Annotated in this window: 12 protein-coding genes; 4 read left to right on the top strand and 8 right to left on the bottom strand. The window is 59.6% G+C overall.

Annotated features, from left to right (window positions below; all coding sequences use genetic code 11):
• Positions 1–29 precede the first annotated feature (29 nt).
• The 3 genes from GOX63_RS01015 to GOX63_RS01025 are packed head-to-tail and all read left to right on the top strand — an operon-like array spanning position 30 to position 2,259.
• On the top strand, positions 30–1,091 hold the full coding sequence (locus tag GOX63_RS01015) for an Mrp/NBP35 family ATP-binding protein (RefSeq protein ID WP_170324628.1): 1,062 nt from the start codon (positions 30–32) through the stop codon (positions 1,089–1,091).
• Positions 1,088–1,780, top strand: coding sequence for a biotin/lipoate--protein ligase family protein (locus GOX63_RS01020; RefSeq protein ID WP_170324629.1), 693 nt, complete (start codon positions 1,088–1,090; stop codon positions 1,778–1,780). The genes GOX63_RS01015 and GOX63_RS01020 overlap by 4 nt, the downstream gene beginning before the upstream one ends.
• Positions 1,780–2,259, top strand: coding sequence for a DUF6505 family protein (locus GOX63_RS01025; protein ID WP_170324630.1), 480 nt, complete (start codon positions 1,780–1,782; stop codon positions 2,257–2,259). The genes GOX63_RS01020 and GOX63_RS01025 overlap by 1 nt, the downstream gene beginning before the upstream one ends.
• Here GOX63_RS01025 and GOX63_RS01030 read toward each other — a convergent pair.
• The 8 genes from GOX63_RS01030 to acs form a co-directional block, all read right to left on the bottom strand.
• Positions 2,256–2,756 (bottom strand): flavin reductase family protein, encoded by a 501-nt coding sequence (locus tag GOX63_RS01030; RefSeq protein ID WP_170324631.1) that lies wholly within the window; start codon positions 2,754–2,756, stop codon positions 2,256–2,258. The genes GOX63_RS01025 and GOX63_RS01030 overlap by 4 nt on opposite strands.
• Positions 2,757–2,844: 88 nt before the next feature.
• Entirely contained in the window at positions 2,845–4,257 is a 1,413-nt protein-coding gene (locus GOX63_RS01035; protein WP_170324632.1) for a 3'-5' exonuclease, read from the bottom strand.
• Between the two features lies 1 nt (position 4,258).
• The gene (locus tag GOX63_RS01040) at positions 4,259–4,777 is read right to left on the bottom strand and encodes a hypothetical protein (RefSeq protein WP_170324633.1); all 519 of its coding nucleotides are present in this window, start codon (positions 4,775–4,777) and stop codon (positions 4,259–4,261) included.
• A gap of 49 nt (positions 4,778–4,826) precedes the next feature.
• Positions 4,827–6,650, bottom strand: coding sequence for a DUF294 nucleotidyltransferase-like domain-containing protein (locus GOX63_RS01045; RefSeq protein WP_170324634.1), 1,824 nt, complete (start codon positions 6,648–6,650; stop codon positions 4,827–4,829).
• A gap of 109 nt (positions 6,651–6,759) precedes the next feature.
• Positions 6,760–8,544, bottom strand: a complete 1,785-nt coding sequence (locus GOX63_RS01050) for a sodium:solute symporter family protein (protein ID WP_170324635.1) — start codon at positions 8,542–8,544, stop codon at positions 6,760–6,762.
• Positions 8,545–8,559: 15 nt separating this feature from the next.
• Positions 8,560–8,844: a DUF4212 domain-containing protein gene (locus GOX63_RS01055; RefSeq protein ID WP_170324636.1), complete on the bottom strand. Its 285-nt coding sequence runs from the start codon at positions 8,842–8,844 to the stop codon at positions 8,560–8,562.
• A gap of 183 nt (positions 8,845–9,027) precedes the next feature.
• On the bottom strand, positions 9,028–9,711 hold the full coding sequence (locus GOX63_RS01060) for an adenylate kinase (protein WP_170324637.1): 684 nt from the start codon (positions 9,709–9,711) through the stop codon (positions 9,028–9,030).
• A 7-nt stretch (positions 9,712–9,718) separates the two neighbouring features.
• Positions 9,719–11,683: an acetate--CoA ligase gene (gene acs / locus GOX63_RS01065; protein WP_170324638.1), complete on the bottom strand. Its 1,965-nt coding sequence runs from the start codon at positions 11,681–11,683 to the stop codon at positions 9,719–9,721.
• Positions 11,684–12,097: 414 nt separating this feature from the next.
• On the opposite strand from acs, the gene GOX63_RS01070 reads away from it, so the two are divergent.
• Positions 12,098–13,114, top strand: coding sequence for a C4-dicarboxylate TRAP transporter substrate-binding protein (locus GOX63_RS01070; RefSeq protein ID WP_170324639.1), 1,017 nt, complete (start codon positions 12,098–12,100; stop codon positions 13,112–13,114).
• Positions 13,115–13,151 lie beyond the last annotated feature (37 nt).

Raw genomic sequence — 13,151 nt, forward strand, 5'->3', positions numbered from 1 at the left:
GTGGTGGGGCAAGTCAAAGGGGTAATAGCATGAGTGTTCGTGACGCGGTTCTGGCGAACCTGAAGAAGATCACTGATCCTGTTTCCGGACAGGATATCGTCAGCGCAGGTGTGGTGCGTGCGCTGAACGTCGAAGGCGACACGGTGCGCTTTGTGCTGGAGATTGACCCGAAGCACGCCGAGCAGATGGAGCCGGTTCGCGCGACTGCCGAGAAAGCCGCGCAGATGGTTGACGGGGTGGCCAAGGTCTCGGCCATGTTGACCGCGCATTCCGACAAGGCACCGCCGGATCTGAAGCCTAAACCCAAGCCCTCGCAAACCGGTCCGCAGGCCGTTCCGGGTGTGGACCGGATTATTGCCGTAGCTTCGGGCAAGGGCGGTGTCGGCAAATCCACCGTTTCGGCCAACCTCGCCTGTGCCTTGGCGGCTGAGGGCCGTCGTGTGGGTCTGTTGGACGCCGACGTCTACGGCCCGTCGCAGCCCCGGATGCTGGGTGTCTCGGGCCGTCCGGCCAGCCCGGATGGCAAGACCATCCTGCCGCTGCGCAATCACGGCGTCACCATGATGTCGATGGGTTTGATGACCAATGAAGGGCAGGCGGTTGTTTGGCGTGGCCCGATGCTGATGGGCGCGCTGCAGCAGATGATGAATCAGGTGCAATGGGGCGCGCTGGACGTGCTGATCGTTGACCTGCCACCGGGAACCGGCGACGTGCAGCTGACGCTGAGCCAGAAGTTCAAGGTGGACGGCGCCATTGTTGTTTCCACCCCGCAGGACGTGGCCCTGATCGACGCTCGCAAGGGGATCGACATGTTCAACCAGCTCAAGACGCCCATCGTTGGTATGATCGAGAACATGTCCACCCATATCTGTTCCAACTGCGGGCACGAGGAGCATGTGTTCGGTCATGGCGGTGTGAAGTCCGAGGCCGAGGCGCTGGGCGTACCGCTGCTGGGGGAAATCCCTCTGCACCTGGATATCCGGGTCGCGGCCGATGGCGGTGCCCCGATCGTTGTCAGTAAACCCGACAGCCCGCAGGCCGACGCATTCCGCAAGATCGCCCGCGACATGATCGCCAAGGGCAACGCATGAGCCAGCCTGTCTTCCCCCCGTTGCTGTCGGGCCATCCGGTGCAGGGTGGGGAAGACCCGTTCGAACGCGCACAGTCCATGGCCGCGCTGGGCTGCGATGCCGGGTCGGTCGTATACAATATTCAGGCCGACCGGCTGCGGGTGGCGATTGTCTTCGCCCCCGAGGTTCCGTTGCAGGATGCAATAGCGATGTTACCCCTCTGCGCCGTCGGATTCCAGAACGCGCTGGGCGCTCTGGCTCCGCCCGAAGTTGCGGTGCACCTGGGCTGGGAGGGGTTGATCTGTGTGAACGGCGCGAAATGCGGTGCGTTCCGTGTTGCAGCGTCCGCAGCAACTGTGGATGAAGAGCCCGACTGGCTGGTGGTCGGATGGGAACTGGCGCTAATGCAAACCAGCGCGGCACCGGGTGAAACTCCGGATGTGACGGCCCTCTATGATGAAGGCTGCGCCGAGGTGTCGCCGGTGCAACTGGTCGAAAGCTGGTCGCGGCATATGCTGACCTGGCTCAACCGCTGGCAGGAAGACGGCAATGCGCCCTTGCACGGTGAATGGATGGGCTTGCTGCGCGGTGTCGGTGAACCCTGTGACACGGGCGTTTTTCTGGGCACGGACGAACGGTTCGGGATGCTGATCCGCGACGGTGCCGAAACCCACCTGCGCCCCCTGACCGAATTGTTGGAGAACGGATGATGAAACTGGCGCGCGCGATCCATTTCGACGAAAGCGACATCAACGTCTTCCATTCCCCGGCCCGGACCGGAGAATGGTGCATCTCGGGCGGGTTCGAGTTTTCGAACTGGGGGCAGGCCGATCTGGAAGGCAAGGCTCGGCAGGCCTTTTCGAACGGCTGGCTGGGGGTCGAGACATTCGGACGGGTGACCTTTGTAGCCGTCACACAGATCGAGCAATCGGAACTAGAACAGATCGCCCAAAACCTGGCCGAGCATTTTGTGCAATTCTACGGCGCGCCTTCGGTCGAGGCCGCGTTAGGAGTGGCGCAGACCGAGATCGCCCACATGGCCGAACTGTGTGAAGAGCACGCGCCCAATACTCTGCTGACCGTTGCGCGCGAATTGTCCGAAAGTGGCGTGCACGAGGCATTTCGCATCATCACCCCTCAGGAAACGCAGCTTGAGGCGCTGGCCGTTCACGGATCATTGGACGATTAAAGCAGGTCCGCGAACCCGCCGAACTGACCGCGCTTGAAAATCAGGCCCTTGCCGGTGCGGTACATCACCTGTTCGACCTCACCAACGAGGATCAGGTGATCCCCAGCCTCGTGTTTGGCATGAAGCTTGCAGTCGAACCGAGCCAGACAATTGGCCAGCTGTGGTCGACCCTTGTGATCGGTTTCCCAAACGGCGTGTGAGAAATCCAGCCCATCGCGCGCAAACCGCAATGCCTGATCCTGCTGCTCTTCGGCCATCACGTGAATGGAATAGTGCTGGCACGCATTGAAGGAATTAAACCGGTGCGAATCGTTGGCCAGACACCACAACACCAGCGGCGGGTCCAGTGACACCGAAGAAAACGAATTGACGGTGATCGCGCGCGGTCCGTTGCCCGAGTCCGTCGTGACAACGGTGACTCCGGTTCCGAAACACCCCAGTGCTTCGCGAAACGCGGGGCTGTTATCCGGGGTTGGGGTGAAGGTCTTTTCCGTCATCGCGCGCTCGTGCAGTGGCCGCGCATCAGGTGCCACGGCCTGCGGGGATTGTCCATGAAAAGGTGAATTTGGCTCGAATATTTTACGGTTAGTTCAGGTCTTCCAGCAAACGGCCGTGCTGACGGGTGGCCTCGATGACGGCCCCGAAGGTCGTCATGCCGCGCGCCTGTAGCATCGGCAGCATCTTGACCAATGCCTGCGCCGTGGCGACCGCATCCCCAAGCGCCGTGTGGCGCAGCTCGTGCGGAATGGTGATCTCCAACCTGTCGCAGAGGGCGTCCAGCGTGTGTTTGTCGCTGGCCCCAAACAGAACCGCAGACAACAAGACCGTATCCAGAATGGGGTGGCCCCATTCGACATCCATACGTTTGGCGTGACGCCGCAGAAAGGCCATGTCGAAGGGCGCGTTGTGCGCGACAATCACCGCATCCCGCGCAAACTGGTGAAAGGTGCGTCCGGCATCGGCAATATCCGGTGCGCCTTCGACCATGCGGTCGCTGACCTTGTGAACCTTGGTCGATGCCGGCGGAATCGGCATCCCCGGATTGACAAGCATGTCCAGTTTCTCACCCTCGACAATCCGGCCATTGACCACCCGAACCGCGCCAATCTGAACGATCTCATCCTTGTGCGGCAGCAACCCGGTAGTTTCGGTGTCAAAGACGACAAAGCACAGATCCTGCAGCGCGAGGGTTTCGAACTGGCCTCCGGCCGCACTGTTCAGCAGGTCGAAGTCATAGACCAGAGGCCGCGCGGCCTCTGGTTCGATATTGGCTGCGCTGTCATCAAAGATCAGCAGGTAACCTGGAGCGTCGCCCAACGGTTTCATCCGCGCGGAGTAGGTCTGCGCGCCGTCGATGCTGGTCAGGGTACAAGTAACCTCGAGCCCGGTTTTGCTTAGTTTTTCATAGGCTTCTTGAAGAGCTGCGGGCTGCAGGTACTCGAAGAGAGAGGAATTCAGGCGAGGATGTGCGATTTGTGCCAGAACCCCGGCAGCCTGACCGTCATAGAGAACGATCTTATGGGTCGGACTGGCCAAAACCATCGCCACCGGAATCTCGGTCAACAGCGCCGTCAACCGTTGTTTTTCGGCGGCCAGATGCGCCGTTTCGGCTGCCACGGCTTCGGCGACATCCATCGTCTTGCCGGACAATTGATCGGCGAGACCGGCGGCAGCTGGGGCCAGATCGCCCAGGTAGCGCGCGGCCTGCATGTCGACATCCGTACTGACCCCGGCATGAGCACGGGCGCGCAGTTGAGCCGACAACCGCTCGATCGGTTTGGCGACATTGTCGTCAAACAGCAGCCACACGCCGACGATCAACCCGACCATGCCGAAGGCCATCAGGATTTCGGCGAATATGAAGGCATTTGCCAGGGCCGGGTCGGCTGCGCGCCTGTAGCTAATCCACAGCGCCAGAGAGCTGACCGCCACGCCCCCCAAGGCCAGCAGGCAGAAAAACAGGAAAATACGTATGCGCAGGCTTAGCCGGGTCAGCATGTTACACTCCGCAGGTTGCCTCGATGATTGGGTCACCGTCTTCGACACTCAGCCAGTCGACGTTTATTAGATGGCCGTCATCGCCAAACTCAACGCCATCGGCCAGGCTGGCCCGGCTGTTGGAGGCGCAATCGACGGCCACCGGCAGTTTCGAAATTGGTGCCCAGCGGCCAAAGAAGTACATGTCCACAAGACGTTGCTGGGGTACCTGTTCATTGGTGCGGACCGAGACCGTATCGATGGCTGCAAACCGGTCGACGAAAGGCACCGCATAAGTCCACGGGCGATAGAAGGCACGGCTTTCGACCTCTTGCACGATTTCCATGCCGTCGGGCAGGGTTTCAACGGTGCGGTCGTACCAGGAATATTCGCTGGCGATGGTCATGCCGATCATGCCCAGACCCGCGGCGACCGGAGCCGCCCAGCGGGGCAGGCGGCCGCCCGTCAGTTTGTTCAAAACCATCACCACGCCTGCAAAGGCGAAGCCTGCAAAGATGGTGCCGATCAGTTCCAGAAACATGTGTCTCTCCGAATTTCAGACGTTTGCGTCCGTTTAGTGTTTTTCTGGTTTAGCCCAGCATACCTTTGCCATGACCCACCGCAGATTGCATCGTTTTTACAACAACAAAGGCGTCGCGCAGGTGGCTCCGCTCAAAATCCGACAGGGCGGAGGGCGGAAGATAGTTGTCGGGCTTTTCGCCGGATTTGACCAGCCTCACCTGATGTTCCAGCCGGGTTTCGGCAATCAGGTCATAGGCGTCCAGAATGTCGCGCGCGCCTGCGGGGCTGAGCACACCGGCAGCTTCGGCAGCTTTCAGGCGGGCGCGGGTGTTGGCCTCGGTCAACTGGCCCTGCAGGCTGTAGACGCGGGCCAGATCCACCACCGGCACCACGCCGTTGTGTTTAAGGTCCAGCGTATTGCGATGCTCGCCCGAGCGGATGGTGGCAAAGCCCCGCAACAGGCCAAGCGGCGGTGTGTGTTTCAGCGAGTTCGAGATCATATGAGCGACAAAGATCGAATTCGCATTGGCGGCAGCCAACGTGTCGGACTGAAGATCGGTAAACAACTCGAATGCGCCACCGATCGGGCGCAAGTCGAACATGACCGAGGCCAGCATCTGCGCCTCGGGGTTCGGTTTCGCGATCCAGCCCTTGAAGTAGTCGCGCCAGACGCGCACCGGCTGACACCAACGGGGATTGGTCGCCATCATGTCGCCGGGGCAGTAGAAATATCCGCAGGTATCCAGCCCGTCTGACACGAATTTCGCCAACTCTGTGAAATAGGCCATATCCCCATCGGTCACCCGGTCATCCAGCACCAGGCAGTTGTCCTGATCCGACACGCCGGTCTGTTCCTGACGCCCTTGTGAGCCACAGGCCAGCCATAAATAGGGCACCGGCGGCGGGCCAAGTTTTTTCTCGGCCAACATCAGAAGCCGCCGGGTCGCGGTGTCAGCAATGTCGGTGATTAGACGGGTGACGATTTCGTGCCGGTTTCCTGCTGCAACCAATTGCACCAGCAACTGAGGGATTTCGGCGGTGACCTGTGCCATTTCAGAGGCCGAATTGGCAAGGGCGATCTGACGGACCAGTTCGGCTGAACTGACGGCCTGATAATGGGTCAGGTCGGTCTGTGTCACGATGCCGACCAGCTTGCCGCCCTCGGCAACCGGGATGTGACCAATCCCGCGTTCCATCATCACATGCAGCACATCCGAGCCGATATCGGAGGGCGACAAGGTGATCGGATCAGCGGTCATGATTGCCGACACCGGCGTGGCCTCGGGCATGGCGTCCGCCACGTATTTGCCTGAGATGTCGCGCAGCGTGACGATGCCCAACAACGACTCGCCCTCGGTCACGCAAAGGCTTGAGATATGGCGGTCACGCATCAACCGCGCAGCTTCCTGAACCGGCATGGCTGCGGGGCAGGTGGCCGGGTTGCGGGCCATCAATACATCAATCGCACTGGTGGCTAGGCTTTGCGGTCCGGACCGTTCGCCGCGTGTTCGGTTAAAGAACTTGGCGACGAAGTCATGGTTGTCGATCAGCTGGCGTACCACCGCGGGGGGCAAAACAAAAAGAACAGCCGGAGTGTCAGCGTGCGCATGCGTTGCGGCTTTGCCGTCTTTCAGCAGGCCGCGCTCGCCAAAGGAATTTCTTAGCCCGAGATGAGAGACTACGGCGCCGTTTTCATCGGTGATCTCGACCTGACCTTCGTAGATCAGGAAGATACCGGGCAGGCTGTGGCCCAGTCTGTAAACCGGGGAGCCTTCATCCACCTCGCGCACCTCGATCTGTTTGGCCAGGTCGTCCAGTGCTGTGGCGGGCAGGGCGTCATAGGGGTGTACGGATTTCAGAAACCGGGTGATCTGATCATGTGAAAGGGGCATCACGAAATCCTGGGTCTTTGGTTGAAAAATCCCGCCCGGTGGTGTGCCGGACGGGAGTAGTAGATCGAAAAATGCGGCACATGGAAGTTAGCCTGATGCCGCATCATGCTCATTTGTTCTGAGCTGCGCCCGCGCCACGGGGAATGCGAACGCTTTCGACCAATTCGACGATCTCCTGCGGAGTCTCTTTGGTCATTCCGGCGACAACATATGCGACTGCAAAGTTGATCATCGCACCGATGGCACCGAACGAAGTCGACTTGATCGGACCCAGCAGCGGGTCAGCATCGGTGAACGAGTTGGTGCCCGGAATGAACAGCCAGCCCTTGTGCAGGAAGATGTAGATCAGCGTAACGGTCAGACCCGCCAGCATACCTGCAACCGCGCCGGTGTTGTTGATGCGGGTCGAGAAGATCCCCATCATCAGCGCCGGGAAGATCGAGGCAGCCGCCAGACCGAAGGCCAAGGCCACGGTTTGAGCCGCAAAGCCCGGTGGGTTCAGACCCAGATAGGTTGCGACAACGATAGCCACAGCCATTGCGACCCGAGCCGCCATCAGCTCGCCTTTTTCCGAGATCTGCGGGTTGATTGCGCCTTTGACAAGGTCGTGGGACACAGCCGACGAAATCGCCAGCAACAGGCCCGCAGCAGTCGACAGAGCAGCCGCAAGACCACCGGCCGCGACCAGACCGATCACCCAACCCGGCAGGTTGGCAATCTCGGGGTTGGCCAGAACCAGGATGTCACGGTTGAACTTGGTCAGCTCGTTGCCAACCCAGCCCTTTTCCGCAGCAATTTCCTGCATCTTTTCGGACTTGTCGTTATAGTACTGGATCTTGCCGTCGCCGTTCTTGTCTTCCCAATCCAAAAGACCGGTTTTCTGCCAGGTTTTCATCCAGTCGTAACGCGGATCAGTGTCGATTTCCTCGACCGAGACAGCGCCACCTTCGATGCCACCGTTGGGCCACATCATGTCGGTGATGTTCAGACGCGCCATTGCGCCAACCGCGGGGGCGGTCAGGTACAGCAGAGCGATGAAGACCAGCGTCCAGCCAGCCGACCAACGTGCGTCAGACACTTTCGGCACGGTGAAGAAGCGCATGATCACGTGCGGCAAACCGGCGGTACCGATCATCAGCGACAGCGTGAACAGAACCATGTTCAGCGTGTTCGAGTGGTGCGCCGTATAGTCAGCAAAACCCAACTCGGTCACGATTGCGTCCAGCTTGGTCAGCAGGGGCTCACCGCTGGCGGTGTCACCGAACAGACCCAGAGCCGGGATCGGCGTGCCGGTCAGCTGCAGCGAGATGAAGATCGCCGGAATGGTGTAGGCTGTGATCAGCACGCAGTACTGAGCAACCTGGGTGTAGGTCACACCCTTCATCCCGCCGAAAACCGCGTAGGCAAACACGACACAGGCACCGATCAGCAGACCGGATGTGTTCGAGACCTCAAGGAAGCGGCCAAAGGCCACGCCCACGCCGGTCATCTGACCGATAACGTAGGTCACCGACGCGACGATCAGACAGATCACAGCAACGATACGTGCGGTCTGGCTGTAAAAGCGGTCGCCGATGAATTCCGAGACGGTGTATTTGCCGAACTTACGCAGGTAAGGCGCAAGCAGCAGAGCCAGCAGCACGTAGCCACCGGTCCAACCCATCAGGAAGGTCGAGTTGTCATAGCCGGTAAAGGCAATCAGGCCCGCCATCGAGATGAACGAGGCCGCGGACATCCAGTCCGCCGCTGTCGCCATACCGTTGGTGACCGGGTGAACGCCGCGACCGGCGGCGTAGAATTCCGATGTGGAACCCGCACGGGCCCAGATCGCGATGCCGATGTATAGCGCAAAGGACGCGCCAACAAACAGCAGGTTGATGGTAAACTGATCCATTTTCCCCGCTCTCCCTTACTCTTCGTCTACGCCGTATTCGGCGTCCAGCTTGTTCATGCGCCAGGCGTAGTTGAAGATCAGCACCAGAAAGACCAGAATCGATCCCTGCTGAGCGAACCAAAAGCCCAGATCGGTTCCGCCTACGGCGATGCCCGACAGTAGCGGACGCAGCAGAATGCCGAATCCAAACGACACCAGCGCCCAGATGATGAGGCTGATGTAGATGAGGCGCAGGTTGGCCTGCCAATAGCCCTTATCGGACTCGGCAGCCTGCGCGGAGTTTGTAGAATTATCCGCCATTGCGGGTTCCTCCTTGCTTCCTCGTTGGGCGGCCCGTCACCCAACTCCTCCAGCGCGTCGGGCCGCTTCTCGATTGTGCCGAACACCGGGTTGGCGTCAGGCAAAACTCCACCGGTCCGCCAAGGCGGGTCCTTTGAAGTATTCCGTTGTAGGATCAAAGCCGCGGGGGCTTATCTCCTCCCCTTAATTCACGACCTCGCGCACGAGCCCTTGCAGGTCGTTGGCGATGTCATCGATCTGACCCATGGCGTCGATGCCTTTCAGCACGCCTTGGGCCTGATAATAATCAATCAGCGGCGCCGTCTGCGCGTGATACGCGGCAAGGCGCGAGGCCACGGTTTCCGCGTTGTCATCGGCGCGGCGCTTGAATTCGGTGTGGCCACACTTGTCGCACTTGCCGTCCTCGGCAGGCTGCTTGAACTGATCGTGATAGCCTTCACCGCAGCCGGCGCAGGTGTAACGGCCCGAGATGCGGATCACCATTTCGGCGTCCTGAACCTCGAGGCTGATCGCGGCGCTGATCTTTTGACCGGCAGATCCCAGGAGGCCATCCAGCGCCTCGGCCTGAACCGTGGTGCGGGGGAAGCCGTCCAGAATGACGCCCTTGGCGCAGTCCGGTTGGGCCATACGGTCGCGCAGGATGGCGATGACGATCTCGTCGCTGACCAGATCACCGGCCTCCATGACGACCTTGGCGGCCAGACCAGCCTCGGTGCCTGCAGCAACGGCTTCGCGCAGCAGATCACCAGTGCTGAGTTGAACCAGCCCGAAGTTGTCTTCCAGCATACGCGCTTGCGTACCCTTCCCGGCGCCCGGAGGGCCGAGAAGGATCAGAACGGCGGGGGTAGTGGTAGCGGCAGCGTCCATCACATCCTCACTTGTTCGCGCGGTTTGCAATCAGGTCATCAACCACTGACGGATCGGCCAGGGTCGAGGTGTCACCCAGCGAACCAAAGTCGTTCTCGGCGATCTTGCGCAGGATACGGCGCATGATCTTGCCCGAACGGGTTTTGGGCAGGCCGGGGGCCCACTGGATTACATCCGGTGAGGCGATCGGGCCAATCTCGGTCCGGACCCAGGTGCGCAGTTCTTTCAGCAGATCGTCGGAGGGCTCGCGGTCATTCATCAGAGTGACATAGCAATAGATGCCTTGCCCTTTGATTTCATGGGGATAGCCCACCACGGCGGCCTCTGCCACGGCGGCGTGGGCGACCAGCGCGCTTTCGACCTCGGCGGTGCCCATACGGTGACCCGAGACGTTGATCACGTCATCGACACGGCCGGTGATCCAGTAATCGCCATCCTCATCACGACGGCAACCGTCGCCGGTGAAGTAGTAGCCTTTGTAGTCCGAGAAATAGGTCTTCTCGAACCGTTCATGATCACCCCAGACGGTCCGCATTTGGCCCGGCCAACTGTCCTTGATGCACAGAACACCTTCGACACCATTGCCGTTGATTTCAACACCGGATTGCGGGTCAAGAACCACGGGCTCGATGCCAAAGAAAGGCTTCATGGCCGCACCGGGTTTCATAGCGTGTGCGCCGGGCAGGGGAGTCATCAGATGACCGCCGGTTTCGGTTTGCCACCAGGTGTCAACGATTGGGCATTTGCCTTTACCGATGACCTCGTTGTACCAGTTCCAGGCTTCCGGGTTGATCGGTTCACCGACGGTGCCCAGCAGGCGCAGGTCGCTGAGGTCGTGCTTTTCGACGAACTCGTTGCCTTGACCCATCAGGGCGCGAATGGCGGTCGGAGCGGTGTAGAACTGGTTGACCTTGTGCTTGGCGCAGACTTCCCAGAAACGACCCGCATCGGGGTAGGTCGGAACACCTTCGAACATGACCGAGGTTGCGCCGTTGGCTAGCGGGCCATAGACGATATAGCTGTGGCCGGTGACCCAGCCCACGTCCGCAGTACACCAGTACACGTCACCTTCGTGGTAGTCGAACGTGATTTCGTGGGTCAGCGCAGCATAGACCAGATAACCACCGGTGGTGTGAACAACACCTTTTGGCTGACCGGTCGAACCCGACGTATAAAGGATGAACAGCGGATCTTCGGCGCTCATCTCGGCGGGTGCGCAATAGTCATCCGCCTCGAGAGCCATTTCGTTATAATCGTAGTCCCGGCCCGAAACCCAGGTGGTTTGACCGCCCGTCCGCTTGACGACCAGACATTTAACCGTGTCCTTGCAGTGCAGCAGCGCAGCATCCGCGTTGGATTTCAGCGGGGTTTTACGTCCACCACGCGGTGCTTCGTCGGCTGTGATGATAACCTTAGCGTCGCTTCCGTTCACACGGGCTGCCAGAGCGTCAGGAGAGAAACCGGCGAACACGATCGAGTGGATCGCACCGATACGGGCACAGGCCAGCATCGCATAGGCCGCTTCGGGGATCATCGGCAGATAGATGACGACGCGGTCACCTTTACGCACACCCATCGACTCCAGGATGTTGGCCATGCGGCAGGTGCGGCGGTGCAGTTCGGCATAGGTGATGTGCTGTGCCGCTTCAGACGGATCATCAGGCTCCCAGATGATTGCGGTCTGGTCACCGCGCGTTTTCAGATGGCGGTCCAGGCAGTTGGCGGAAACGTTTAGCGTGCCGTCGGCGTACCAGTTGATATTGACCGACCCAAAGTCATAGCTGACATCCTTGACCTGGGTGTACGGCTTGATCCAGTCGATCCGCTTACCTTGCTCACCCCAGAACGCGACGGGATCTTCAATCGAGGCCTTGTACATTTCGTTGTACTTGTCGGCATCGACATGTGCACGCGCAACGGTCTCGGCGGACGGCGGATAGACGTTGGCATCTGCCTGGGCAGCGGTTGTCATACTGAGGCTCCTCCCTCTGGACTGAAATTTCTGGACCGATATTGCCCGCCCGACGAGCGCTGTCGATCCGTTTCCTCCCCGACATGGATAATACGGAGAACTGAAAACAATGAAATAAATTACCGAAATCCCAGCATTTGTTTGTAAACAAATTTTACCAACGCTGGTAAAGTAGTAAAGGAAACTGTATATTTCGTCGAAAGTATAAATAAAACAAATGATTGTGTGTTAATGATATCCTTCGTGTGTCGACGGGGTTGTTTCGGTATTTTCCGATCATTCAATTCATCTTTTGGTTGTTAGCGCTGGCGGTCCCCCTTGCGGCGGCCTGTCCGGGGTTGGCACATTTCGATGTTGGCGCTAGCTTGAATCTCAAGCGCTTGAACAAGAAGCGCAACAAAGGGAGAACTCATCATGAAAAATTATTTGAGCGGCGCTGCCGTCGCCGCCTTGGGTGTTGCATTCGTCACCGAGGCCGCAGCAACCGAATGGAACGCCTCTGTCTGGGGCAAGCGGCGCGCCTTTACCGAACATGTGGAAAAGCTGGCTGAGCTGGTCAGTGAAAAGACCGGTGGCGAGTTCACCATCAATGTCAGCTATGGCGGCCTGTCCAAACCCAAGGAAAATCTGGACGGGATCGAGATCGGCGCATTCGAGATGGCCCAGTTTTGTGCTGGTTATCACCGTGACAAGAACCGCGCCATCACCGTGCTGGAACTGCCGTTTCTAGGTGTGAACACTCTGGAGGAAGAGGTGGCCGTCAGCCACGCCGTCTATGATCACCCGGCGGTCAAGGATGAGATGGCGAAGTGGAACGCGCGCATTATCATGACTTCGCCCATGCCGCAGTACAATATCGTTGGCACTGGTGAACCGCGCGATGAACTGGCCGAATTTGACGGGATGCGCGTGCGTGCGACCGGTGGTCTGGGGCAGGCGTTCGAAGCAGTCGGAGGGGTGCCGACTTCGGTTCCCGCGACTGAAGCCTTCAACGCGATGGAGTCGGGTGTTGTCGATACAGTGGCCTTCGCCCAGCACGCGCACCTGTCTTTTGGCACAATCAACGAGGCCGACTGGTGGACCGCCAACCTGAACCCCGGCACTGTCAACTGCCCGGTTGTGGTCAATATCGAAGCCTATGAGGCGCTTCCTGCAGAACACAAAGAGGCGCTGAACAGCTCGATCAGCGAAGCGATTGATCACTACCTCGCCAATTACGGCGGGCTGCTTGAGAAATGGGACAGTGTTCTGGAAGAAAAGGGCGTCCAAAAGGTCGAGATCGACGATGCCGTGCTCGAAGAGTTCCGCGCCAAGGCCGCTGATCCGATCCGTGAACAGTGGATCGCGGACATGACCGCTCAGGGTTTTCCGGCGCAGGATCTTTATGATCTGGTCCAGACAACGCTGAAGCAGCAACGCGGCGGCAACTGATTGCCCGTTCCGGGTGCCTGACCGGGCACCCGGACAC

Origin of the sequence: Ruegeria arenilitoris, assembly GCF_013031355.1 — a bacterium.
Taxonomy (GTDB): Bacteria; Pseudomonadota; Alphaproteobacteria; order Rhodobacterales; family Rhodobacteraceae; genus Ruegeria; species Ruegeria arenilitoris_C.

Coding starts and splice junctions, on each gene's coding strand:
- GOX63_RS01045 (WP_170324634.1), bottom strand. CDS start 6,650: ATGCCCCTTTCACATGATCAGATCACCCGGTTTCTGAAATCCGTACAC.
- GOX63_RS01060 (WP_170324637.1), bottom strand. CDS start 9,711: ATGGACGCTGCCGCTACCACTACCCCCGCCGTTCTGATCCTTCTCGGC.
- GOX63_RS01070 (WP_170324639.1), top strand. CDS start 12,098: ATGAAAAATTATTTGAGCGGCGCTGCCGTCGCCGCCTTGGGTGTTGCA.
- GOX63_RS01020 (WP_170324629.1), top strand. CDS start 1,088: ATGAGCCAGCCTGTCTTCCCCCCGTTGCTGTCGGGCCATCCGGTGCAG.
- GOX63_RS01015 (WP_170324628.1), top strand. CDS start 30: ATGAGTGTTCGTGACGCGGTTCTGGCGAACCTGAAGAAGATCACTGAT.
- GOX63_RS01055 (WP_170324636.1), bottom strand. CDS start 8,844: ATGGCGGATAATTCTACAAACTCCGCGCAGGCTGCCGAGTCCGATAAG.
- acs (WP_170324638.1), bottom strand. CDS start 11,683: ATGACAACCGCTGCCCAGGCAGATGCCAACGTCTATCCGCCGTCCGCC.
- GOX63_RS01035 (WP_170324632.1), bottom strand. CDS start 4,257: ATGCTGACCCGGCTAAGCCTGCGCATACGTATTTTCCTGTTTTTCTGC.
- GOX63_RS01040 (WP_170324633.1), bottom strand. CDS start 4,777: ATGTTTCTGGAACTGATCGGCACCATCTTTGCAGGCTTCGCCTTTGCA.
- GOX63_RS01025 (WP_170324630.1), top strand. CDS start 1,780: ATGAAACTGGCGCGCGCGATCCATTTCGACGAAAGCGACATCAACGTC.
- GOX63_RS01050 (WP_170324635.1), bottom strand. CDS start 8,544: ATGGATCAGTTTACCATCAACCTGCTGTTTGTTGGCGCGTCCTTTGCG.
- GOX63_RS01030 (WP_170324631.1), bottom strand. CDS start 2,756: ATGACGGAAAAGACCTTCACCCCAACCCCGGATAACAGCCCCGCGTTT.